Annotated in this window: 24 protein-coding genes; 13 read left to right on the forward strand and 11 right to left on the reverse strand. The window is 41.8% G+C overall.

The window, feature by feature from the left end:
* Positions 1-20: 20 nt before the first annotated feature.
* The gene (locus IPJ09_08245) at positions 21-527 is read left to right on the forward strand and encodes a DUF1572 family protein (protein ID MBK7371418.1); all 507 of its coding nucleotides are present in this window, start codon (positions 21-23) and stop codon (positions 525-527) included.
* Positions 528-606: 79 nt separating this feature from the next.
* Here IPJ09_08245 and IPJ09_08250 read toward each other — a convergent pair whose 3' ends face one another.
* Positions 607-795 (reverse strand): hypothetical protein, encoded by a 189-nt coding sequence (locus tag IPJ09_08250; protein ID MBK7371419.1) that lies wholly within the window; start codon positions 793-795, stop codon positions 607-609.
* 271 nt (positions 796-1,066) lie between these two features.
* On the opposite strand from IPJ09_08250, the gene IPJ09_08255 reads away from it, so the two are divergent.
* On the forward strand, positions 1,067-2,290 hold the full coding sequence (locus IPJ09_08255) for a geranylgeranyl reductase family protein (protein ID MBK7371420.1): 1,224 nt from the start codon (positions 1,067-1,069) through the stop codon (positions 2,288-2,290).
* 42 nt (positions 2,291-2,332) lie between these two features.
* Here the strand turns inward: IPJ09_08255 and IPJ09_08260 are convergent, their stop codons facing one another.
* The 3 genes from IPJ09_08260 to IPJ09_08270 all read right to left on the reverse strand — a co-directional run bounded on the left by IPJ09_08260 (position 2,333) and on the right by IPJ09_08270 (position 3,661).
* Positions 2,333-3,004, reverse strand: coding sequence for a hypothetical protein (locus tag IPJ09_08260; protein MBK7371421.1), 672 nt, complete (start codon positions 3,002-3,004; stop codon positions 2,333-2,335).
* Between the two features lie 94 nt (positions 3,005-3,098).
* The gene (locus tag IPJ09_08265) at positions 3,099-3,431 is read right to left on the reverse strand and encodes a type II toxin-antitoxin system PemK/MazF family toxin (GenBank protein ID MBK7371422.1); all 333 of its coding nucleotides are present in this window, start codon (positions 3,429-3,431) and stop codon (positions 3,099-3,101) included.
* On the reverse strand, positions 3,428-3,661 hold the full coding sequence (locus IPJ09_08270; protein ID MBK7371423.1) for a ribbon-helix-helix protein, CopG family: 234 nt from the start codon (positions 3,659-3,661) through the stop codon (positions 3,428-3,430). The genes IPJ09_08265 and IPJ09_08270 overlap by 4 nt, the downstream gene beginning before the upstream one ends.
* Before the next feature lie 118 nt (positions 3,662-3,779).
* On the opposite strand from IPJ09_08270, the gene IPJ09_08275 reads away from it, so the two are divergent.
* Complete coding sequence (locus IPJ09_08275; GenBank protein ID MBK7371424.1) at positions 3,780-4,286, forward strand: hypothetical protein; 507 nt, start codon at positions 3,780-3,782, stop codon at positions 4,284-4,286.
* 460 nt (positions 4,287-4,746) lie between these two features.
* Here IPJ09_08275 and IPJ09_08280 read toward each other — a convergent pair whose 3' ends face one another.
* Positions 4,747-4,947: a hypothetical protein gene (locus tag IPJ09_08280; protein MBK7371425.1), complete on the reverse strand. Its 201-nt coding sequence runs from the start codon at positions 4,945-4,947 to the stop codon at positions 4,747-4,749.
* Positions 4,948-5,072: 125 nt separating this feature from the next.
* Here IPJ09_08280 and IPJ09_08285 point away from each other — a divergent pair, with 125 nt between their 5' ends.
* The 3 genes from IPJ09_08285 (at position 5,073) to IPJ09_08295 (ending at position 8,735) form a co-directional block, all read left to right on the forward strand.
* Positions 5,073-8,024, forward strand: coding sequence for a DNA polymerase III subunit alpha (locus tag IPJ09_08285; protein MBK7371426.1), 2,952 nt, complete (start codon positions 5,073-5,075; stop codon positions 8,022-8,024).
* A 107-nt stretch (positions 8,025-8,131) separates the two neighbouring features.
* The gene (locus IPJ09_08290; protein ID MBK7371427.1) at positions 8,132-8,386 is read left to right on the forward strand and encodes a DUF433 domain-containing protein; all 255 of its coding nucleotides are present in this window, start codon (positions 8,132-8,134) and stop codon (positions 8,384-8,386) included.
* A 154-nt stretch (positions 8,387-8,540) separates the two neighbouring features.
* Positions 8,541-8,735 (forward strand): hypothetical protein, encoded by a 195-nt coding sequence (locus IPJ09_08295; protein MBK7371428.1) that lies wholly within the window; start codon positions 8,541-8,543, stop codon positions 8,733-8,735.
* Positions 8,736-9,430: 695 nt separating this feature from the next.
* On the opposite strand, the gene IPJ09_08300 is transcribed toward IPJ09_08295, so the two are convergent.
* The 4 genes from IPJ09_08300 to IPJ09_08315 form a co-directional block, all read right to left on the reverse strand.
* Positions 9,431-9,700, reverse strand: a complete 270-nt coding sequence (locus IPJ09_08300; protein ID MBK7371429.1) for a hypothetical protein — start codon at positions 9,698-9,700, stop codon at positions 9,431-9,433.
* A gap of 2 nt (positions 9,701-9,702) precedes the next feature.
* Positions 9,703-10,098, reverse strand: coding sequence for a hypothetical protein (locus IPJ09_08305; GenBank protein ID MBK7371430.1), 396 nt, complete (start codon positions 10,096-10,098; stop codon positions 9,703-9,705).
* A gap of 66 nt (positions 10,099-10,164) precedes the next feature.
* On the reverse strand, positions 10,165-10,662 hold the full coding sequence (locus IPJ09_08310) for a hypothetical protein (protein MBK7371431.1): 498 nt from the start codon (positions 10,660-10,662) through the stop codon (positions 10,165-10,167).
* A 584-nt stretch (positions 10,663-11,246) separates the two neighbouring features.
* Complete coding sequence (locus tag IPJ09_08315) at positions 11,247-11,612, reverse strand: hypothetical protein (protein MBK7371432.1); 366 nt, start codon at positions 11,610-11,612, stop codon at positions 11,247-11,249.
* A 253-nt stretch (positions 11,613-11,865) separates the two neighbouring features.
* Between IPJ09_08315 and IPJ09_08320 the strand changes: the two genes are divergently transcribed.
* Both IPJ09_08320 and IPJ09_08325 read left to right on the forward strand, forming a co-directional pair.
* Complete coding sequence (locus IPJ09_08320) at positions 11,866-12,087, forward strand: hypothetical protein (protein ID MBK7371433.1); 222 nt, start codon at positions 11,866-11,868, stop codon at positions 12,085-12,087.
* A complete protein-coding gene (locus IPJ09_08325; GenBank protein MBK7371434.1) occupies positions 12,077-12,499 on the forward strand; it encodes a PIN domain-containing protein in 423 nt (140 codons plus the stop codon). Before IPJ09_08320 ends, IPJ09_08325 begins: the two co-directional genes overlap by 11 nt.
* 23 nt (positions 12,500-12,522) lie before the next feature.
* Here the strand turns inward: IPJ09_08325 and IPJ09_08330 are convergent, their stop codons facing one another.
* On the reverse strand, positions 12,523-13,560 hold the full coding sequence (locus IPJ09_08330; GenBank protein ID MBK7371435.1) for a hypothetical protein: 1,038 nt from the start codon (positions 13,558-13,560) through the stop codon (positions 12,523-12,525).
* Between the two features lie 171 nt (positions 13,561-13,731).
* Between IPJ09_08330 and IPJ09_08335 the strand changes: the two genes are divergently transcribed.
* Positions 13,732-15,309: a D-aminoacylase gene (locus IPJ09_08335; GenBank protein ID MBK7371436.1), complete on the forward strand. Its 1,578-nt coding sequence runs from the start codon at positions 13,732-13,734 to the stop codon at positions 15,307-15,309.
* A gap of 104 nt (positions 15,310-15,413) precedes the next feature.
* Positions 15,414-16,973, forward strand: a complete 1,560-nt coding sequence (locus IPJ09_08340; protein ID MBK7371437.1) for a SulP family inorganic anion transporter — start codon at positions 15,414-15,416, stop codon at positions 16,971-16,973.
* A 19-nt stretch (positions 16,974-16,992) separates the two neighbouring features.
* Here IPJ09_08340 and priA read toward each other — a convergent pair whose 3' ends face one another.
* Complete coding sequence (priA, locus tag IPJ09_08345) at positions 16,993-19,479, reverse strand: primosomal protein N' (GenBank protein ID MBK7371438.1); 2,487 nt, start codon at positions 19,477-19,479, stop codon at positions 16,993-16,995.
* 112 nt (positions 19,480-19,591) lie between these two features.
* On the opposite strand from priA, the gene IPJ09_08350 reads away from it, so the two are divergent.
* Genes IPJ09_08350 through IPJ09_08360 form a run of 3 tightly spaced genes read left to right on the forward strand, consistent with a single transcriptional unit; the run spans position 19,592 to position 22,992 of the window.
* A complete protein-coding gene (locus IPJ09_08350; GenBank protein MBK7371439.1) occupies positions 19,592-20,491 on the forward strand; it encodes a hypothetical protein in 900 nt (299 codons plus the stop codon).
* A gap of 19 nt (positions 20,492-20,510) precedes the next feature.
* Complete coding sequence (locus IPJ09_08355) at positions 20,511-21,335, forward strand: trypsin-like serine protease (GenBank protein ID MBK7371440.1); 825 nt, start codon at positions 20,511-20,513, stop codon at positions 21,333-21,335.
* Positions 21,310-22,992, forward strand: coding sequence for an amidohydrolase (locus IPJ09_08360; protein ID MBK7371441.1), 1,683 nt, complete (start codon positions 21,310-21,312; stop codon positions 22,990-22,992). The genes IPJ09_08355 and IPJ09_08360 overlap by 26 nt, the downstream gene beginning before the upstream one ends.
* The last annotated feature ends 24 nt before the right edge of the window (positions 22,993-23,016 follow it).

Consider the following 23,016-nt stretch of genomic DNA (forward strand, 5'->3'; position numbering starts at 1 on the left):
ATTCGGAGCTTTGGACCACTATGGATCTTGCTCAAACGATCATCGACGAATCGATCAGTAGGTTAAAAGAAAGTCATCACAAAATCGTAGCAGCCCTGGCTATACTTGACGAATCATCTATTTGGTGGAAACCCAATGAAAACAGCAATAGTATAGGTAATATCCTACTGCACCTTTGTGGTAATCTTACCCAATACATCCTAAGCGGGATAGGCGGTCTGCCTGATCATAGGAATAGAACTGAAGAATTTATCCACCACACCCCAATAGCCAAAGAGGAGCTGGTGCAAAAGCTTGAGGCGATCATGGATTCGGTATATGCTGTCATAGACCAATGTGACGACGCTGAATTGTTGAAGTTAAGAGGGGTACAGTGTTATCAAATGACCGGCGTCGGCATCCTGATCCATGTGACAGAGCACCTTTCGTACCACACGGGACAGATAGTCTATTTTGCAAAATGGAAAACAGGTAGATCAATGAATTTTTACGACGACGAACGCCTCAAAGGAAAAAGTGGGATTTAAAACGAAAAACAAAGCTCCCTGTGAAATTGAGTCATCAGAAAAGGAAAGAAATGAAAGCAAAAATGAATATTCCCTGAAATCAACCTTCGAAATGCTTGGGTTTGCCATCCATATCCTCTTCCAGGTCATTATCATGGCCCATGATCCACTTCAACCAGGGCAAAATATAGAAGGGTAGAAATCCAAAAACAAAGGCAATAAATCCTGTTTTAAGAATTTTCTTCTCCCCTGCTACATCGCCTGTACGCGTGGGCAATACATAATACATTATGACAAATAAAAGAATTGACAACAAAACAGAAAAGATCAGACGGTATCTTTTCTTGTCTTTTCTTGAAATTTTGCTTGAGAATATACCTGCCATATGAAAATTGAAATTACAACCATCTAAGGTAATATTTTTGTTGGATTGTAATAACTAACCCAGCCCGATCAAAAATTGTCCATTGATTTGAGCCCATTTAACCCAAACACAGATGATGCGGGTTCTCCAATAGCTGGTAACAATTAAATAGGTGTCAGTTTTTGTACTTTTGAGCATGACGCATTCTAAGATCGTGATCGTGGGGGGAGGGCCGGCAGGTTGTGCTTGTGCTTTGCTTCTGGCAGAAAAAAAGATACCTGTCACTATCATTGAAAAAGCAATTTTCCCCCGGGATAAGATCTGTGGAGATGCTTTGAGCCTGGATGTGATCAATCAATTAGGGATGATATCACCTGACCTGGCAGCGCAGTTTCAGCACATTAGCAATAAGATATCTATTTATGGGGGGCGGATTATTTCGCCAACCGGTCACCTTTGGGAGGTACCCATATTGACTAAAAATCAGCACAACAATGCTTATGTCTGTCCCCGATTAGATTTTGACAATTTTTTATTTCAATATACCAAAGGGCATCCTACTGTTGAGGTGATAGAAGATTGCCGGGTACAGTCGCTGGATTACGATGCCGACACAAGAGTGAACATCGTCACCAGCAAAGGAGTGATGAAGGCAGACCTCGTCATCGGAGCAGATGGAGCCCAGAGCACCGTGGCTCGTCATTTTTCTTCTGACAGAAACATGGACAAAAAAAGGACTAGTGCCGCTTTGCGGAGGTACTATGAGCAGGTCACAGGATTTCACGAAGAGAATTATATCGAACTATATTTTTTCCGCAAAACCATACCCGGCTATTTGTGGGTATTTCCCCTGGCAGACCAAAAAGCCAATGTAGGTATAGGCATATTGTCCTCATTTATTTCGAAAAAGAAAATAAATCTTAAGGAAACCCTGGACGAACTGATCTCCACGCATCCTATGTTAAAAGTTCGGTTTGCGCATGCCAGGGCACTTGAGTCTGTCAAAGGATTTAACCTGCCTTTAGCGTCCAGGAAAAGAAAAATATCAGGTGACCGATACCTCCTCCTTGGTGATGCAGCTTCGCTGATAGATCCCCTGAGCGGAGAAGGTATCGGCAATGCTATCCGAAGTGGTCGGGTCGCTGCCATGCATATCATCCAACATCTTGGCCAGGGCGATTTTTCCGCCAAAACCAATCAACTCTATGATGCGGAGATCTATCGGAGGATGTGGAAAGAGCTCCAGTTTAGTGCACGACTACAACGAATATTGAGGTATCCCCAGCTATTGGATTTTGTCATCAAAAAGGCTAAAGCCAGTCCTCGTATACAACAGACACTCAGAAATATAATGGATGATATCCATCAGCAAAAACAACGCCTCCATCCGAAGTTTTACTGGGAATTGCTGACAAAGTGAAAGGGAGACTTCGAGTCACCCCTTCACTTGTCCCTCGACTCGTCACTTGATTCCTATGATTGTCCTGCCCATCTCGACATTGCAAATGCCATCATTCTCTAATCCCGCGTATCCTCTGGCTGAAGAGTATTTCCAATTAATAGTTGCATTGACTAACCCGGCTTTGATTGGATTTTCGTGAATGTATTTCATACAAGTATATCCATAATTATTATCTATAGTAAATCGAAAATCAGCCTTTCCATTTGATTTTGCCACCGTAATAAATTCTTCACTCCATCCATCTTTTGATTTGCAATCAGCTCTAAAAACACTGCCAGTCCAGTTCCTTTCTTTATTGAGTGCTCTGGTATAAGTACGCTGTAGTATACCAATAGCCTCGTTTAAAGAAACCAGCGAATTTTCATTGACTTTGAAAAGAGTAGGTGAAGAGTTGGTGAATCCCTTCTCACCATATTTATTTTTCAGCCTTTGTCGTTCAACTTCTTCTACATGGTTTCTCAGTGTCTTCCGCTCAATGAAATCTTTATGCACATAGATTTGCCAATGAAAATGGGTAGGCATAAGGCAATATGATATAACATCAACAAAAGGCAAAAGGTATGCTTTCATTTTCCATCTAAAGTATTCATAGTTTTCATCAGAAAAGAAAATGGTATTTCTATTGTTGCCCTGGTTATAGACATGAAAAAGCTGGTTTGTGTAAAAATTCATTTCCAAATTTAATTTAATAAAGACCAACGAGCAAAGTCACAAAGTGACAAAGTGAAGGGGTGACTTCGAGTCACCCCTTCACTTGTCTCGCAAATTAATATTTGAGTAAATCACTGATCGTTACCAGGCAGGATTTGAAAGTCATTTCACTGATCTCCCCCAATTTCTGCTGTAACCGAATTTTAGAAATTGATTTTATTTGAAAAAGTAAGATTTCGGATGGAGCCTCTAATCCATTCGATTTATCGGGAGATAACACCGGATGACCTTTATAGTTTTTGATTTTAGAGGATAATGGGGCGACGATCACTATGGGCATATGATCATTCAATGCATTACCACTTAATATTACCACCGGCCATATGCCCGATTGTTCTGAGCCGATGGTTGGATTAAGATCAGCCATCCAAATCTCTTTTTGTTTCATAGATCCAACTGATTCAAGTAGTCCATCATCCCTTCTTCAGCCATTTTGATCACATCTACATCCTTAGCTGCTTTTTTGAAGGATATGATATACTCAGCTCTTTCCAAATGATCCAGATATAACTTCAGGGCCGCTTCAATCAGTTTATTTTTAGGTAAAGACAGCGCTTTAGCTTTTAAAGCAAGTTTCTCCAAGAGCTCATCCGGCAAATTACTGGTAAAAGTGGACATATGGATTATATTTATAAATATCAAATATAAATCTAATTTATAAAACGCAAATAAAATGTCTTTTTTTACTTTTCAAGAACATACCTGTAGATTGGCCTAAAATTAAAACGATTTACTGATGAATATAGATGATATATGGATCGGTGATGAGGTGATGGTAAAATCTAGCAGAGTCCGAGGTTGGTTTCAAGGCAAAGGAAACTCAGGTCTATTTAAGATTAAATCTGCTGATGGAAAGATACTGGAAGTCAATGCAGAAGAGATTGCTTTGATTGGTCACCCCACCAAATCTGACAAAAATACCGGTGGCATTAAATCTTCAGAAAAAGCTGGAAAGCCATCCAGCAAAAAATCCACCATTCTGAATTTGGAGTATGAATCGTTGAAAAATGACTTCCCGCGTACCCACGATCGACCACTGGATTACCAATTGGAAGTTTGTGAAGAGTTTATCCAATCCCTCCTTGCCCAGAAAAAAACATTTTGTAAAATCATATTTGGTGATGACGCCATCTTAAAGTCATCCGTGGCAGCTCTACTCAGAAAAATCCCGGAGGTTTCCATCTACACTCCTCACCCGAATCAGGATGCCTGGGAAGTATGGTTTGATGATGAAAGTGAATGAGGGGAGGCAATTTGTAAGGATCCTTTTTAATAAGTTGTCAGTAGCTTCGTAAGTATTGTCACAATTCTCCAACTCTCCAATATGGCAGTTTGTTCTTTGCTGTCGATCTTCTTTAGATCTACGAAAACGACACCCTCTCCCCTACTGAGCTGGTCACGGAAGCCGCTGCCCTGGGCCATAAGACTTACAGACGGATATCAAACTATGGAAAATATTTGTAAATATTCTTTCGATCTAAAACTCTTACAAGTTCAATCACGTTATTTTCAAAGAAGAAACCAACTCTAAACCTATTCAGTTTGATACGATACGCTGTTTTATGGCCAGCTAATTTCCTGCAATTTTTAATGTCAGATAATTTTTCTGCACGAACAATCTCATCAAATATGTACGACAATTTGATTTTTATATCCTGGTAATTTATCAGCTTCCTTTTCAAAAGCACGCCTGGAAAACAACTTCATTTCCCTTGTCGCAATCTTGTGACCATTTCTGCTTGCTCTTTATCCGTCAGTTTACGTGACTTCCTACCTTCTTCCATTGCTTTAAGCATAGCCTTGTCTTCATCCTTTTCAGTATGATGTTTAATAGAAAGGCTTTTTAGAAAAGCAGAAACTACTTTAGCTTCACGATCATTTTTTGGGTCAACAATAAAGGTCATACACAAAAATACGGAATAATACAGATTCTCATTTTTCAGGGGTCCATCTTTTAAATAGTTTTGTATCGGCTTTTAAAAAGTCTACTTTTCCATCTATATTTGTCGAATTATCCGACATTTGCCAGATGTATCTCAACTGCCACAGTTATTATAGCCTTCGTCATGGCACCCTCTCCCCTACTGAGCTGGTCACAGAAGCCGCTGCCCTGGGGCATAAAATATTGATACTGACAGATATAAATAATACTTCGGCGAGTTTTGAGTTTTTGCAAGCTTGTGCCAAGGCAGGTGTAAGAGGGCTATTGGGCTTAGAGTACCGGGATACAACCTATAGGTATCTCTATACGGGTATCGCCAAAAACGCCGAGGGCTGGCGTGAACTCTGTGGGCTGCTGACTGACAGTTCACTCAAGGGCGAGCCTCTGTCGGCCATAGCTCCGCCGCTGCAACATTGTTATATCGTGTACAGATCATTACCCAAGACGCTGGAGGACTTTGCACCGCATGAATATTATGGGGTGACCCCTGCTGAGGTAGGTGGCTTGTACTCGTCCGCATTGAGACAACGTGCTGACCGGTTGATCGCCTTTCCATCAGTGGTACATCGCAATCCGGAGGGATACCGGGTGCACAAACTCATGCGTTGCATCGATCTGAATATCGTGCATACCCGACTGACCCCCACTGATACCGCATCCGACTCGGAGTATCTCCAATCTACTGCGTCACTCCGCGCCGCTTACGACCGATACCCCGAGCTCCTCCATCGCAGTGAATCCCTGATAGATCAATGTGAGATCACTCTCGACAGTGGTACCGGGGTCAATCGTCGCACCTTCACCGGCAACCCCGGCGGCGACTATGAGTTGCTCACCAAACTCGCACGCGAGGGATGTCGCCGTCGCTATACCGCCAGTCACCGGCAGGCTATCGATCGTACTGAAAAAGAACTGCAGGTGATCTTCAAACTCGGTTTTGCAGCCTATTTTCTCATCACCTGGGACATCGTGCGTTACGCGCGCAGTGCGGGCTACCACCATGTAGGGCGAGGTAGCGGGGCTAATAGTATCGTGGCCTATAACCTGGGCATCACCGATGTAGATCCCCTGGAACTCGACCTGTATTTTGAGCGATTCATCAATCCGCATCGATCATCTCCCCCCGACTTTGATATCGACTTCTCGTGGAGCGAGCGCGATGATGTGACCGATTATATCTTCAAACGCTATGGGCATGCCTACACAGCCTTACTGGCTACTTACAATACTTTTAAGGGAAGGTCGATCATCCGCGAGCTCGGCAAGGTATTTGGACTACCCAAAAACGACATAGATATCATCGTCGACGAACCACTCGCTGCAGACAAACACCATCCCTGGGCCAAGCATATCTTCCGCTTTGGTAAACTCATCGAAAACTTCCCCAATTACCTGTCTATCCATGCAGGAGGTATCCTCATCAGTGAGCGACCGCTCAACTATCATACGGCCATGCAGATGATGCCCAAGGGGTTTGCCATCACCCATTTTGACATGTATGGGGCAGAAGATCTGGGTTTTCATAAATACGATGTACTCAGCCAACGCGGCCTCGGTCATATCAAAGATGCTGTCGATATCGTCAAGCGCAACAAACGCCAGTCACTCGATGTGCACGATGTAGTCAAGATCAAAGAAGACCCCAATGTCAGAGCACAGTTGAGATCCGGGCACTGTATCGGTTGTTTTTATATCGAGTCACCGGCTATGCGCGGTCTGCTGCACAAGCTGCGATGTGATGATTATGTACACCTGGTGGCGGCGAGCTCAATCATCCGACCGGGCGTAGCACAGAGTGGAATGATGCGGGAGTACATTGAGCGATTTCACCATCCGGAGAAGATCCAGTACCTCCACCCTGTCTTTGAAAAAAATCTCAAAGAAACCTATGGCGTCATGGTATACCAGGAAGATGTGATGAAGATCGTACACCATTTTGCAGGGCTCGACCTCGACGAAAGTGATGTATTGCGGCGCATCATGACCGGTAAGAAAAAATCGAGCGATACCTTCCGGCGGTTGCAGGAAAAATATTTTGTCAATTGCAAAGCAAGGGGCTACAGCGACGCGCTCACCCAGGAGGTATGGCGACAGATCGAGAGCTTTAGTGGATATTCATTTTGTAAGGCGCATTCGGCGAGTTTTGCCGTGGAGAGTTTCCAGAGTTTGTTTTTGAAGACCTATTACCCGCGTGAATTCATGGTGGCGGTGATCAATAATTTTGGGGGCTTCTACAATACCGAGCTCTATGTACACGAGGCGCGTATGTGCGGCGCGATCATCCATGCCCCTTGCGTCAATCACAGCACCTATCTCACGACGATCTACGGGGATGATGTGTTTATAGGCCTGGTGCATATCCAGAGCCTGGAGCAAAAGGTGGCGGCGCGGATCGTCGAAGAGCGGCTTGAGCACGGCGTCTTCCGCAGCCTCGAAGACTTTGTACAGCGGATCGATATCAGCAAAGAGCAGTTGGAGATCCTCATCCGGATCAATGCCTTCCGGTTCACCCGCATGAACAAATACGAACTGATGTGGGAAAAAAACATGGTGCACAATCCACAGGTCAAATATGCGCAAAATGGAAATTTTTTCCCGGACGCCTCAGAGCAGTTTGCCCTGCCGGCCCTGGAAGAAGGCAGGCATGAGCAGGCATTTGATGAAATAGAATTGTTAGGTTTTCCACTGTGCTCCCCATTTGACCTCCTCGATGCCCCCTATATCGACCAACACACTACCGGTATCACTGCTACCGAAATGCCCAAACACTACCGCAAGACCGTGATCATGTACGGCTACTATGTGACACGCAAATGGGTGAGTACTAAAAACAATAAACTGATGAGCTTCGGCACCTGGGTAGACCGGGAAGGACGATTTTTTGATACGACTCATTTTCCGCCTTCCTTAGAGGCCTACCCGTTTAAAGGAAAAGGAATCTATTTGATCAAGGGGAAGGTGGTGGATGATTTTGGATTTAAGAGTATGGAGGTCGTGGGCATGGAGCGGTTACCATATAGGAAGGATGAGCGGTATTGATGACCAGCGAATTTGACGCTCTGGCTAAATAGAAAAGATGACGGTGTTAGGGATTATGAATTAACTCCTGATTTTTATTGCGAAATGGCTGTAACTTTACTTTCAAAATGGATCTATCCCTATTAAATAGAATTACTACTAATCCTAAAGTATTGAGTGGCAAGCCGATCATTAGAGGCATGCGCATATCTGTAATTCATATTTTAAAAATGCTTTCCAGGGGCATCACAGAAAGAGAGATTTTGGATGAATATCCTACATTGGAAAAAGATGACATAAGGGCTTGTTTAGTCTATGCAGCCCATGTCATGGATACCAAGGAAGAAGAAGCAATTCATGGAATGATAAACCTATCATCGTAATAGATGTAGGTGTAGGTAAAAGCATCGAAAGTTGGCTAGCAGAGCAAGGATTCCAAATTATCTCAATTCTTAAAATCAATCCCAGAATGGAAGATGAAAGAATTATAGACCTGGCTTTTAAGAATAAGGCTAGTTTGTTAATTACTATATTACTATGGATAAAGATTTTGGTGAATTAACGCATAAAACAAAAAATAATTACAAAGGCATATTACTGTTACGATTGGAAGATGCAAGCGCTAAAGAAAAATTGACTGTGGTACAATTTTTATTTACTGAAAAATTAGAGGCATTATTTAATCATTTTTCAGTTTATAAAAATGGCATATTCAGAGTTAAAAAAATATAGTATGAAATTTTCAGGAAAATAACTATCTCTCAATTTTGGATTTAAAGGCATGGAGGTCGTGGGGATGGAGCGGTTACCATACAGGAAGGATGAGCGGTATTGATCTCGTGTATTTCAAAGTGAGCTCGACATCAGCGAGCCCCAGCACGCAATACACCCCAGGTTGTGTCACCTCACTTATAACTTCTCCCCTAAATCTATATTTGTAAGAGCCGCATGAACTTGAAGTCACATCATCACACCAATATACAGCACATTCAGCTCTTTGCTCCAAAATCCCTGAAACCTTATAATTAAAATATATAGATTCACGTTTAAAGCTCTTCAAAATTTGAATCTCAGTTAAAATATTTTCGTATCTCCAAAAATAAAATAAATGATATTGCCAAAAAAATAAGTATGTTAAAAAAGATATGAAATGATTCCCTGGGATCGGTCGCTTGCTTAAAAATGTTTGGATTTGTAAGTAACCTATAAATGAGTTGAATATATACAGCCCATATTACAAGATCCCTTAACGAATTTAAGATAATATCAATATGATCTTTATTCATTTTAAACCAATTAAGCTAATCCCAAATTAGGCAAAGGTAATCATGATTTAGTTTATGATCGAAAACAATAGCTCACTTGAGGTTAACCACTTGAATAAAGGCTAATCATGTACAGAATTGTCTTATTATAAAATATACTACTTAGAAAGCATTAGTGGTTGGACCACAAATTCCGCCTACACATTTCATATATTCGCACGAAGCGTTATCTATTCTCCAATTGTAGGCATAATTGGCTTCCGTTTGACAATTTGCTTTACCAATACCATAGTTTTGACAGCTCAGTAAAGTACTTTGATATTGATCATAAGCGTAATTTAAATCGGAGCTAAACTGAGCGTCACAATTTTCTCTAAAAGAAAATAAAAACAGGGCAATCCCAATATAAAGCAAGAAATGCAACTTTTTCATACTTAGTTTTTTGATTTTACATTATCCATAATCATTTGATTTGTCTTCTTAGAAAATCCATATTTATGATCAAACATTTTCCAAAGTTCAAGCCCGTCCTCAGGCCTAATATTCTTAAGGATGGTATGGTTTTCAACCAACTTAGAAAACAATTGATCCATTTTAATAGTCAAATTTAAATAGTCCACCCCACCTTTTATAGGTACAAAATAATCAAGCAGCGTAGCATCAAGCGTGTTTACATTTAGCTTTATAACCAAATTTTTGATAGCCTCCATATCATAAACTGCAGTAGCAATATTTATTGCATTCTGCGATAGTGTCTGCTGGTATTCATAATAAATCGGATCATCTACTATACTATTAAGTAATTCTTTTTTGAATCTGTTTGAGCACAAGCAGTGATAAAATTTAATATCACTAAATAAGCAAATATTTTTTTCATAAAGTAAATTTTAATGTAATTAGTTATAAGTCGTTCCAAGACACTTATCAAATTTAAATTGTGCCGCTTCTAAAGCCACAATATAAAGTAGAGTACAACCAGCCGTAGCCGTAGTTCCTGATAATACTACGCAACCACCGTAGGCAACAGTTGCAAGCGTAACATCAAAAAGATAGATATCTGTACAAATAGTATCTCCATCATCTGGGGCTACGAATGAATTCAAATCACTCTCTGCTTTATACAGCTTCAACTTCAATGAATGATACATTGATTTTTCTATTAGTTGATCGATCCTATGTGAATCATCTCTATAGGACAAAGATAAAATTGATGATTTTAACTTCGAAAAATCAAAATTCAAGATATTACTCTTTTCTAAAATCGATGACGCCAAATTTTTTAATTCGGCGTTGATAATTTTTTCAGTTTCAGCATCGCTTATTCCTGATTCAACATCAGCAGACTTGACACATGAAAAACAAAAAATTAAGATTAATACCGTAATTCGATACATGTAATAATAATTTATTTTTTACCCTACTCTATTGCCTTTTCGGGATCCGGCATTCTCTGATCTGTGTGTAAAGACCTAGGATGTACAGCGCATTCAAAGAATTGAAATAAAATTAAATCAGAAAATAGCAAAAAGTATTTTTTTTTTTTTTCAATTAACATATCATTAACAAATATGAACCTGAAAATTTAGCCAAGATCACTCAATTACTCTGAGATTTCGTATCAATATGCAAATAATATTCTATAAAATTGAATTCAGCCCAACATGCACTATAATATTTGTCAACTAATTGTAAACGAACCAATTGCATGAGACAATATCAAATAATTATTTGGAAAAGTAGTCAAACTGTAGATAGATCATGTGACAATCCTGCCATGCTTCTATATTTTGATCCCGTCAACCTAGATCTCCCCTTCTTTCATATCGGCTATAAAATCCAGATGGATACTGCTTTCATTTTTACCAACACATTGAAAGTATACTTGGCCGATGGCTTATATGAATTGCACCACCACAGCAGTCATTTTGAAGATAATTATCCACAATAAAATACGGATGACTCCCTAGGAAGGATTCGCTTACTGCAAATTGGATTTTACGAATTCTGATTCTTTCCAGGGCTTTTGATGCTGCTGATAGTCAGAAAGATTTTTCAATTCAAGGTGATCATAAGGTGCAGTATACTCTTGCCTGCTAGAAGGCTCGAAGTGTTTTTCCTCCATCCGATGTGCTACTTTACTCCCTAATAATTTAAAGCCTTTCAACACCAATACACCGAACATAATAAATACCGGTATACGGGCCCAGAAGTGACCCGGAGAAGTAGCCTGGTTAATAAAAATCAATAGGGCACTGGTACCGATGGTGTTAAAAACAGAACGGACAAACTCAGCTTTAAGAGTCTTGTAATCTTTAGGATATCGGTACATATGGCTTTGTCGCATGATCTATAGCTTTGAGTGAATATATTATCAATTTTACACTTTATCAACCAAAATCAGACTTGTTTTTCTGCCAGTAGCCAGGTTTTATCGACTAATGTTTGAGAATATTCAATACTACCTAACCCAACCTATCAATCAGGTTGGAGTACCATTGATCAGAATTCTGCGAAAAAAAGTATCTGGACCATCTTTTGTAAAATATCAAAAAATGAATAAAAATTTACACTATTTTTGTGTACACTAATATAATGTGATGACTAAGAATATTACTTTAACCGCGGATGAGGCTTTAATCCGCAAAGCAAGAGAGAAGGCATTTAAGGAACACACCACTTTAAACAATGAATTCCGGCTTTGGTTGGAAAAGTATACTGGCGTGAAACAATCAGCCAAAAAATATCAGGATATTATGAAAAAACTGTCATACGCAAGTTTAAAGCGTATGCCTACAAGGGAGGAAATGAATGAAAGATAAATTTTTACTCGATACTAATATTATATTGTATTCATTCGACAAGAAAGACATGCGAAAAAAACAAATCGCTTCTGACCTTATCCAAAAAGGACTTGTTGATGGTCTAGGCAGGTTGAGTTTTCAAGTGATTCAGGAATTTATAAATGTATCTACAAAAGGCAAGATATTAACGTTAAAACCAGAAGATATTCTATTATACATTCAGGAAATATTAATTCCGCAATGTAATATTCGTCCAGATATTGATTTTATAATTCAGTCCTTACATCTTAAAAATCATTATAATTATTCTTTTTATGATTCTATGATATTATGTGCTGCTTTGGCACAGGATTGCAGTATCATTTATTCTGAAGATTTACATTCTGGTCATAAAATAAAAGGCCTGGTTATTCAAAATCCTTTCGTTTAAACCTATTACTAGATTTTCATAAATTAACCTTGCGCACCGTGTGCCCGATCTATGGCCAACCGCAATCGTCTCCAATCGGTATCTCCCGGCGCCGTACAGTCAGCACCAAGAATAAAACGTTTTGGAGCATCTTTCAGCACCCGATCGATTTCGGTTTTTAATGCTTCCTCCCCGCCTTTGCCTATGACTCCATGCCTGTCCAGGCCACCCATACAAGGCCGGTGAAAAAGACTCTCGATTTGCTGCCAGGTATATAATTGAGATGTAGTCTGCGGATTGCAATTGACTACCTGGCCCGGATAGTCCAACACAGCTTCATAAGATGCGTATGGGGCATGATAGTCGCATACGTGCAATATATTGAATGGGCAATGTGTTTGGGCTTCATTCATACCAACGAGGTCAGAGGGCTTGATATACTGAGAGAAAATGGATGGGTTGCTGAGTTGACCTGTCTCCGAGCCTTGAGTCGACATATAAAACCCATCTACTCCTATCCGGATGCATTCTTTTATAAACGACATTTGGCTTTCGATCATCCTATCCAGACCGACCTTGACCGCATCAGGATTTTCTTCGAGATGGGCCAATAGCACTTCTTTGGTAGCAGCATGGCCTGCAGACATAAATGGTGAATATAAGGTCATGATCACCAGGGCATCTTTTTTTAAACCACCTACTATCTCCCTAACTGCCAACAACTGGGGTTCATAAAAATCAAGGTCAGGCGGAGACCACCGGGCCCAGTCTGAAGGTTTTTTGATAAAATCAACCGGTTGCATTTCCTGCTCATACTGGATCTTTACAAAATCCATGTCAGTCGCCCGAAAGAAGTTAATATGTTGCTCTGCCGCAGCAGTACCAAGTTTGTGCTGAGCATCAAAATGTATAAAAAAAGCTGCGGGAATATACCCGGGCAATGACTTTCCTTCTAACCATTGAAGCATGCGGTCCCTTTTACTGACGGTGGCAGAAGTCAGTTTTTTGTTTTTACATGCAGGATGCATCATCCAGCTTAAGGCTCCAAGGCCGGTGGTTTTGATAAACGTAGATCGCTTCATAGATTATACTAAGATAAATAAACAATTATAGGTTAAAGGGGAATACAAAAATATATTTGCTTCCTGTCTTTAGAAATCAATGAACATGACGCACAGGGTTTAAGTTTTATTTTCAAATTTAATAAAAGGAAGCGGCGTGGGAAAGATCAATAATGTTTATATTTATCCAACATGTATATCATCAGATTAGTCTTGCTTTGTGCCTTAAGCCTAAACTTTGCCTCCGCACAAAATAATATCCTTATAAAAAACGGTCGCATCCTGGATGGTACAGGCAATAGCTGGTACTACAGTGATCTATATGTATCCAATGGCATCATTCAACACATCGGTAAAAATCTTCAATTCAAAGCAGACAAAATAATTGATGCGCATGGCCTGATTGTCGCCCCGGGTTTTATCGATGTACATGCGCATATCGAGGGAGGCATCATGAGTAAATCCACTGCCGATAATTATTTGTTTGATGGAGTGACTACTGTCGTTACAGGCAATTGTGGTAACTCGGCTGAAAACCTGGCTGAGTTTTTTAATCGCCTCGATAGCTTGGGAGTCTCTATCAATGTGGCATCTCTGGTAGGACACAATACGGTCCGTAATCAAGTCATGAAAATGGATGCCCGTCCTCCTACTACAGGCGAACAAAAACAAATGGAAGTTTTGGTAGAAAGAGGGATGAAAGCAGGGGCAGTCGGATTATCGACAGGACTTATTTATGTACCCGGCACCTACTCCAATACAGACGAAATCATTGGGTTGGCCAAACAAAGTGCCAAACTAGGCGGCGTCTATGCTTCCCATATACGCAATGAAGGCGATTCTGTAGAAGCAGCGATCAATGAAGCCATCACGATCGGAAGGGAAGCAAACCTCCCAGTAGAAATATCCCACTTTAAAGTCACCGGTAAAAATAATTGGGGTAGCTCTGCTAAAACTCTGTGGATGATAGAAGCTGCACGACGCTCAGGAGTGGAAGTTACCGTAGATCAGTATCCCTATACCGCGAGCAGCACCAATCTACATTCGAGGATACCTTCATGGGCTTTGGCCGGTGGCAATGACAGTCTGCACATCCGACTTCAATCTGCAGCGATCAAATCCAACATCATAAAGGAAATGTCTGAAGATTTAAAACAAATGAGATTTACCGATTACACCTACGCCGTAGTAGCTTATTGCAGCCATGACACTTCCTTAAATGGAAAAAATATACATGAAATCAATCTTAAATGGAAAAGACCAGCCACAATAGAAAGCGAAATCAATACCCTGCTGGACATCGCAGATCATGGTGGAGCTCAGATGGTCTACCACCAGATGAGTGAGGAGGATGTGCGCAATATTATGCAATCACCTTACAATATGATTGGTGCTGATGGAGGAGTGCAGACCTTTGGTCGTGGTGTACCCCACCCCAGGTCATATGGTACCAACTCGAGAGTACTTGGCAAATATGTGCGGGAAGAAAAGGTCCTATCCCTCGAAGAAGCTGTGCGCAGGATGACCTCATTGCCGGCCCAAAAATTTGGCTTTAAAGAGCGGGGGTTATTGAGAGAAGGATATAAAGCAGATATCGTCCTTTTCGATCCAGAGAAAGTAAGCGACAAAGCCACCTATGAAAAACCACATGCTTATGCAGAGGGATTCGAAGCTGTCATCGTCAATGGCCAACTCACCATATGGGACCGGCAGCATACCGGTGCAAAGGGTGGAAAAGTAATTTTGGGTCCGGCAAAAGAAAAAAGTTAAATAAATTTAGTGGTGGTTTGTTAATAGTCGATGTATTAAATTTGTGGTTCTTGTATCACACGCCCTACACTCCACATGCTAAAAGCTCTGCTAATATCTCGAACTTGAATAAATCAAAACATTTAATAGACAGCCTTATTCGTCACGATTTACGGTCAAGCATCACCGTATTTTTCGTTGCGCTGCCATTATGCCTTGGCATTTCATTAGCCTCTAATGCTCCTGTCTTTAGCGGGCTAATCGCGGGGGTGATTGGAGGCATTTTGGTCACCCTAATTAGCAAATCGGGGCTCAGCGTGAGTGGTCCTGCTGCCGGACTCGCTACGATCTGCGCTGCCACCATCCTTGAACTCGGCTCATTGGAATACTTTTTTATGTCGGTGGCCATGGCCGGCGTCATTCAGATTATCCTGGGCATTTTTAGATTGGGTGGCTTTACTCACTTTATTCCTTCTGCTGTCATCAAAGGCATGTTGGCTGCCATAGGGATACTATTGATCTCTAAGCAAATACCGCTCATCATTGGTTACGCCAAGCCTGATTTCTGGAGCAACCAATTGTTTAACATCATTACGTTTGATCATGGATTCATGCATTTAGCAGATTTGTATCAGACATCTTCAGCAGGGGTATTCATTACAGCGGTCTGTAGCATGCTGCTTATGTTTGGCTGGAACAAATACTTATCCAAAAAAATTAGTTTCCTGCCAGGTTCCTTTATAGCGGTGGCGATAGGGATTCTTCTGGCTATGGGCATCAATCTATTTTTGCCTGTGATCAAACTACAACCAAATCATTTTATCCAGGTACCCAACGATATATTGAGCTATATACATTTGCCTGATTTTTCTTTGTTAATGCGAATGGATCATACCAATTCGTTAATCTGGAAAAATGCAATTTTAATTGGATTTGTAGCCTCACTGGAAACACTGCTTTCCATCGCCGCTATAGACAAACTAGACCCTTATAACCGCATCACACCAAATAACCGTGAATTGATCGCACAGGGGGCCGGCAATATTGTCAGCGGGCTTTTAGGAGGGATACCAATCACCGCAGTGATCATCCGGGGTTCTGCCAATGCAGAAGCAGGAGCGAAAACAAAAATGTCGGCTTTTTTACACGGGTTGTGGCTTTTACTTGCCATCCTGGTGGCCATTCCCTTGATTAATAAGATTCCCTATTGTATCCTGGCGATCATTCTCGTTCGTACGGGTTATAATCTGGCAAAACCCAGCATGATCATGGATGTATACCGCCAGGGCCGGGAACAATTCTTTCCATTTATTTTCACGGTGGTTGCCATTTTATTTACTGATCTTTTGATAGGAGTATTGATCGGGCTGATTTATGCCATTTATTTTCTATTTAAACATACTTACCAGGCAGGATTTCAAGTCAAGGAAATAAATGTTGGTCATCATCAAAAATATATTTTCGATTTGGATCAAAATGTAAATTTTTTGAACAAAAGGAGATTATCAGAAGCTTTGGATAAAATTCCGGAATACAGTGAAGTTGAAATCAATGGACTTGAGAGTCAATACATCGATCAGGACATCCTGGAGATCATCCAGGATTATCGGTCTAAGGCACATCTCAGACATGTTCAATTTTCGACCTTAGGCATAAAATCGGTTAAAACGATCGAATTACATTAGTAGCACTCTTATATCCTCCTTAACCAGGATCCACATCTACATTGAACCTCGTTGAGGAAAAACCAGGTGTCTTGATTACTTGCCGGATAGCTGATTTAATAGCCTCTTTTATCTCTCTGATCAATGACCCGCTTTTTTCCATTTTGATCAACACTGCTCTCAAATAAAAATTTCTCAATCGCGGTATGCCGGGCAATAAGGGTCCTAATATTCTTTCACCAAATTTTTCCTGCAGTATCCTGGTCATCAGAAGACAAGCCTGGTCAGCCAATTCAGGTTTTTTATGCTTGACCGTAATTTCGATCAACCTGGAATAGGGGGGATAAGAAGACAACTGCCTGTCGTGCAATTCATTTTTAGCCAATCCCTCATAATCATAGTTGAGGATGTATTTGATCACCGGATGATTGAGATTATATGCCTGGAGAATCACGCGGCCTTTGATATCCTTGCGACCAGCCCGGCCTGCTACCTGGGTGATCAATTGATATGCTCTCTCATTGGACCTGAAGTCAGGATAATAAAATATGCTATCTGCTTGTAAAATACCTACTAGCGCTACATGGTCAAAATCCAGCCCCTTGCTGATCATCTGGGTCCCTACGAGGATATCGATTCCTTTATTTTCAAATTGTTCGAGAATCTCCTGGTAATTGGCTGTGGATCTTGCTGTGTCCAGGTCCAATCTGCGTGATTGGGCGGCAGGATATAATCGTTTAAGTTCGTCTTCTATTTTCTCCGTACCAAATCCTTTGAGTGCAATGGTGGATTTGCCACAATCCGGGCAGGCATTAAACAACTCTCTTTTATAACCACAATAGTGACAAATTAACTTATTAAGATACTTGTGATACGTGAGGCTGACATCACAATTGGGGCACATGGCATGCCAGTGACAGTTAGAGCAATGTTGTTGAGGTGCATATCCCCGCCTGTTTTGAAACAATATGATCTGTTCTTTTTGTCGCAATGCCCGCAATATCGCTTCGTGTAAGACATGACTAATGATGAATGGTTCCTCCCTCATCTTGTGCTCGATAAAGAGGTCGACCAATTCAAATTCTGGCAAGGGCGATTCACTAAACCGATTATTAAGCATGGCATAGCCATATTTTTTATTCATAGCATGATACCAGGAATCAATAGAGGGTGTCGCACTGCCCAGGATTACTTTGGCCCCACATTGACTGGCCAGCCAGATAGCAGTGTCTCGTGCCTGATATCGGGGATCCGGGTCGTGCTGTTTGTAGGAAGGATCATGTTCTTCATCGACAATGAGGAGCTGCAGATTTTTAAATGGCAAAAATATGCCCGATCTCGCGGCTAATACTACAGGTGCCCCTTGCATGACGGCGTGCCAGGTCTCTATTCTTTCCCGTTGACTGATCCTGGAGTGGTACAAATAAAGATTGCTGCCCAACACAGCACGCAATCTATTGATCAGATGTCCGGTCAGCGCTATTTCAGGCAGGAGGTACAGCACTTGCCCTCCTTGCTCTACTATATCATGAATAAACTCACTGTATACCCTGGTCTTACCGCTACCTGTCACACCATGGAGCAGGGTTACGTTTTTGCCCAAATCAAAAGAGGTTTTGATTTCAGTGATAGCCTGGACCTGATCTTTTGAAAGTGGCGGCAGACTGGTATCCAGATGAGTGGCTATGTTTCGTTTGACTTTTCGTTTTTCTAATTGGAAAATCCCTTTTTTAACCATTGCTTTGAGCACCGGGGTCGTCACTGCCACATGCTCTGACAATACTTTGCGACTGATCTCATGATGGGGTCTGGCATATTGGATGAAGGCCAGCATCACCTGCGTCTGGGATTCTGACTTAGTCACCAGGTCGAGTGCCTGGACCAGAAAATCCGGATCTCCACGATATATTGGATCAAGTTTGATGAACTCTTCTTTTTTATCTCTTAAGCCGGATGCTAATTCCTCTTCCACCACGATGATGCCTTTGGCAGCCATCTGATCAATGACTTTTTTGATTGATTTTTTACTTAATATTTTTTGTACCTCTTTTACACTGATGGCCTTGTGCAGTGATAGTGCTTCAGCAATGAGATATTCCTGATCATCGAGTTCTGAAAAATCTTGCTCAAAGTCTGGATGCAAACTGATTTTGGACTCACTATCCAGTTTGAAAGCCGCGGGCAAGGCTGCCGCCATGACTTCCCCTACATTACAACAATAATAATCGGCCAGCCAATGCCAGGTCTTTAATTGTAATGGTGTGATGATAGGAGCCTCATCCAGTACAGAGAGAATCGTTTTATATCGGGCAGGCACTTCCAGCTCGTGATACACCTCAGATACCATTCCTGCATACAATTTACTTCTTCCAAATTGTACTTCAACCCTGATCCCCGGAGCCACCCTGTCTCTAAGATCAGCAGGTATATGGTAAGAATATTCGATATCCAGGTTAAATGGCAAAATCACCCTGGCAAAAAGATTGCTCCCGGGCAATTTGGACACTAGACTATTTATCGATGGCATGAAGCCTGCAAAATAACGAGAATCTCCGCTATCTTGAATGTAATCCCATCAATCCCGAGAGAATGATAGTGCCCCTTTTAATTTTTATCTTGCATCAATCTATCAATTGCAAATGGGCATTTTGAATTTCTGGGCGAGACTTTCTGTACTATTTTTTATCAGCTTTCATCTCTTTGGATGCAAGTCCAATACAGTGCCACCTCCATCTCCTTACTTTGAGCCGGGGATTGCCCACGGCACCCTGGACAATGACGAGATCCATGAGGCTTCAGGCATCGTCATGAGTATCAACAATCCTGGTAAATTATGGGTACACAATGATAGCGGCGACAAAGCCCGGTTATTTTTGATAGATGACAGTGCCCGATATCTGGCTACTGTACATCTTCCTGCGATTCATAACAGGGATTGGGAAGATATCGCTTTAGGCCCAGGGCCTAACAACCAAAAGTCCTATATCTATATTGGAGACATCGGCGACAATAACGCACACTTCCCTTCAAAATATATTTATCGGATCGAAGAACCTATGCTACAAGATGGCTGCACAGACACCAGTATCTTCCTCGTGGATACCATTCAGTTTATTTTACCGGATGGGCCACGCGACGCAGAAGCATTGTGTATAAACCATAGAACGCTTGATCTCTATATTTTTTCTAAGCGGGAATCAAGGATCAGCCTATACCAACTTAAGTACCCATATTCTACCACTAAAATCAATATTGCTTTAAAGATGATGGATTTGCCTTTTACCCAGGTAGTGGCTGCGGATTGGTCTTTAGATAACAAAGAATTATTAATCAAAACCTATAAGGAAGTGTATTATTGGTCATCGCAGGCCGATACTTCCCTGGATGCGATATTGCAGACTCCTGCCATTTCACTACCCTATATACCTGAACCGCAAGGAGAGGCCATCGCCTGGGACCATCAACGTGCCGGCTTTTATACCATCAGTGAACGAGTCGGCTTTACCAGGCCTGTTTTATATTTTTACAAGCGAAAATAGAAGGCTAATTTTAGGCTTGTTGAAAATAATACTCTTCATATTACTGACCGTGCCCTGGGGAGTCATCCGACATGGCATAGATAAGTCAAAAAGTTTAGCCCTGGCAGCACAGCCAGAATTTGCCTGCGTAGGCATGTTTACCCAGGATAGAAGAATAAAAGGGAGTTGTGTCCTCATTCATCCACGAATGGCTTTGACTGCTGCGCATACGCTGGACAAAACGCATGATCGTAGTCCTTTGTATGTAGAATTTGGTTCGACTGAAATATTGATCGACTCCTTTAGTATACATCCTTTGTACCGCCAGAACAAAGATGCTGATCTGGCCATACTATATTTGTCCTCCTCCAAATCTGATCTGCAACTACCCAAATTGAACCGTTCAAAAAAGGAAATCGGGCAGATAGGTACCTCGGTTGGTTATGGAAATTTTAGCGTAGCCAATAATCCCAAAGACATCGTCGAATCAGGTCGTCTAAAGTCTGCAGGCAATAACATGATTGATTCCTTGGCGGGAAGACTGTTGCCAAACGGACTATCACCTCACGTTTATGCCGACTTTGATTCTCCTGACGGGCCTGATTTTAATCGAAGCGGCAGTGCAGTGTGCCTTGACATGGAGTATGGGTTGGATGGAGGAGACAGTGGTGGAGGTATGTTCTATAAAATTAAAGGTAATGCAGTATTGGCTGGTATCAATGCTATTCAAAACAAACATATCGCTGATATCATTAGGACCAGGTCGTTTTATGGCAGTTCGAGCCAGTGGGTCCGGGTCTCTGTTTTTAGAAAATGGATTAAGCAACAAATAAAGCAATATGAGAAATTTAATCGTACCATTTAGATCACACCTATTAGCCAGTTGTTTGATCCTGTCAGTCCTGATGTGCCTGCTGGGCATTCAATGTCATGAGCAGCCCGGACCTCAAACGATAATCATTCATGCTAACACCTGGTCTGACGGAGTTATTCAGCCTTTTGATGCTGTTGCCATAGATCAAGGCGCCATCACAGCTACAGGCACTACGGAGGAACTATTAAAAACCAAGGGTACCAAAACCACCATCATCGATGCCGGGCAACAATTCCTATGTCCGGGTTTTACAGATGCTCATGTGCACTTTCTCTCCGGAGGGTACAATCTCTCGGCTGTACAGTTGAGGGAGGCGGCTTCCAGGGAGATTTTTATCAAAACCATCAAAGAGTATGCACTTACTTTGCCTAAAGGTGAATGGATCCTGGGCGGTGACTGGAATCATGAAAACTGGGGAGGTCAACTTCCTGAACGGTGGTGGATAGACTCGATCACTCCTGACCATCCGGTGGCTATCAATCGACTGGACGGCCATATGATCCTCTGTAATTCATTGGCCCTGAAGCTTGCAGGAGTAGATGATGCTGTCCAAAACATTGCTGGTGGCGATATCCCAAGAAACAATAAGCAGCAGATCATAGGAATCTTCAAGGACAATGCGATGGATCTGATCTCGATCAAAATCCCACCTTCTTCTGAAGCTACGGATGACCGATCACTCAAGGCAGCGATGGACTATGTATCCTCCCATGGTGTGACCAGTGTACACCATATGGGTACATTCGATGACTTAAAAGTTTTTATGCGCAATCAGAGCTCTTTGACCACAAGGATCTATGCAGCTACCCCCTTGTCTCAATGGCGCGAGCTTAAAATATTTATGGACAAAAATGGCCGGGGCAATATGATGTTGCAGTGGGGTATGCTTAAAGGATTTATGGATGGCTCTTTAGGTTCTCATACAGCCGCTATGTATCAGGACTTTACAGACAAACCAGGAGACAGAGGATTTTTGATCAACCCCCTGGACTCCATGCAGCGATGGATCCTCCAATCCGATGCTGCTGAACTAAGAGTGGCGGTACATGCCATCGGCGATCAAGCCATCGGCGACTTGCTCAATATATTCGATACTACCATATCAGTCAATGGGGAAAAAGATCGCCGGTTCAGAATAGAACATTTTCAACACCCTACCATGGACCAAATAGAGCATATGCATCGCTCAAAGGTGATCGCGAGCATGCAACCTTACCATTCAATTGATGATGGCTGTTGGGCTGAAAAAGTGATCGGACCGGAACGAATCAAATCAACTTATGCATTTAAATCAGTCTCTGATCTTAAGGTCAGCCTTGCATTTGGCAGTGATTGGTCTGTCGCACCTGCCATACCCATACTGGGGATTGATGCCGCAGTCAATCGAGAGACTTTGGATGGAAAAAATAAAGGAGGTTGGGTACCCGAACAAAAAATTTCAGTCAATCAGGCACTCCGGGCATATACCGAGGGAGGAGCCTATGCGGCTTTCAGAGAAAAAGAACTTGGCAGCATCAAAGAAGGGTACCTTGCTGACCTGGTTTTGTTGGACCAGGACATCACGACCATAGATCCTTTTAAGATCAAACAAACGCAGGTGCTCTGGACGATGCTAGGAGGCAAGATCGTTTACTCCCGAATAAAATGAAAGGTTAATAGACGATGGGATATC

It is taken from the genome of Saprospiraceae bacterium (genome assembly GCA_016709995.1).
In the GTDB taxonomy this organism is placed as follows: Bacteria; Bacteroidota; Bacteroidia; order Chitinophagales; family Saprospiraceae; genus JADJLQ01.

What these genes read in the sequence shown, in the direction of transcription:
- IPJ09_08350 (MBK7371439.1), top strand. Translation starts at nt 19,592, where the DNA reads ATGGGCATTTTGAATTTCTGGGCGAGACTTTCTGTACTATTTTTTATC.
- IPJ09_08260 (MBK7371421.1), bottom strand. Translation starts at nt 3,004, where the DNA reads ATGAATTTTTACACAAACCAGCTTTTTCATGTCTATAACCAGGGCAAC.
- IPJ09_08255 (MBK7371420.1), top strand. Translation starts at nt 1,067, where the DNA reads ATGACGCATTCTAAGATCGTGATCGTGGGGGGAGGGCCGGCAGGTTGT.
- IPJ09_08335 (MBK7371436.1), top strand. Translation starts at nt 13,732, where the DNA reads ATGTATATCATCAGATTAGTCTTGCTTTGTGCCTTAAGCCTAAACTTT.
- IPJ09_08245 (MBK7371418.1), top strand. Translation starts at nt 21, where the DNA reads ATGGATCTTGCTCAAACGATCATCGACGAATCGATCAGTAGGTTAAAA.
- IPJ09_08295 (MBK7371428.1), top strand. Translation starts at nt 8,541, where the DNA reads ATGGATAAAGATTTTGGTGAATTAACGCATAAAACAAAAAATAATTAC.
- IPJ09_08280 (MBK7371425.1), bottom strand. Translation starts at nt 4,947, where the DNA reads ATGACCTTTATTGTTGACCCAAAAAATGATCGTGAAGCTAAAGTAGTT.
- IPJ09_08325 (MBK7371434.1), top strand. Translation starts at nt 12,077, where the DNA reads ATGAAAGATAAATTTTTACTCGATACTAATATTATATTGTATTCATTC.
- IPJ09_08265 (MBK7371422.1), bottom strand. Translation starts at nt 3,431, where the DNA reads ATGAAACAAAAAGAGATTTGGATGGCTGATCTTAATCCAACCATCGGC.
- IPJ09_08250 (MBK7371419.1), bottom strand. Translation starts at nt 795, where the DNA reads ATGTATTATGTATTGCCCACGCGTACAGGCGATGTAGCAGGGGAGAAG.
- priA (MBK7371438.1), bottom strand. Translation starts at nt 19,479, where the DNA reads ATGCCATCGATAAATAGTCTAGTGTCCAAATTGCCCGGGAGCAATCTT.
- IPJ09_08320 (MBK7371433.1), top strand. Translation starts at nt 11,866, where the DNA reads ATGACTAAGAATATTACTTTAACCGCGGATGAGGCTTTAATCCGCAAA.
- IPJ09_08310 (MBK7371431.1), bottom strand. Translation starts at nt 10,662, where the DNA reads ATGTATCGAATTACGGTATTAATCTTAATTTTTTGTTTTTCATGTGTC.
- IPJ09_08330 (MBK7371435.1), bottom strand. Translation starts at nt 13,560, where the DNA reads ATGAAGCGATCTACGTTTATCAAAACCACCGGCCTTGGAGCCTTAAGC.
- IPJ09_08290 (MBK7371427.1), top strand. Translation starts at nt 8,132, where the DNA reads ATGGATCTATCCCTATTAAATAGAATTACTACTAATCCTAAAGTATTG.
- IPJ09_08315 (MBK7371432.1), bottom strand. Translation starts at nt 11,612, where the DNA reads ATGCGACAAAGCCATATGTACCGATATCCTAAAGATTACAAGACTCTT.
- IPJ09_08270 (MBK7371423.1), bottom strand. Translation starts at nt 3,661, where the DNA reads ATGTCCACTTTTACCAGTAATTTGCCGGATGAGCTCTTGGAGAAACTT.
- IPJ09_08275 (MBK7371424.1), top strand. Translation starts at nt 3,780, where the DNA reads ATGAATATAGATGATATATGGATCGGTGATGAGGTGATGGTAAAATCT.
- IPJ09_08285 (MBK7371426.1), top strand. Translation starts at nt 5,073, where the DNA reads ATGTATCTCAACTGCCACAGTTATTATAGCCTTCGTCATGGCACCCTC.
- IPJ09_08300 (MBK7371429.1), bottom strand. Translation starts at nt 9,700, where the DNA reads ATGAAAAAGTTGCATTTCTTGCTTTATATTGGGATTGCCCTGTTTTTA.
- IPJ09_08360 (MBK7371441.1), top strand. Translation starts at nt 21,310, where the DNA reads ATGAGAAATTTAATCGTACCATTTAGATCACACCTATTAGCCAGTTGT.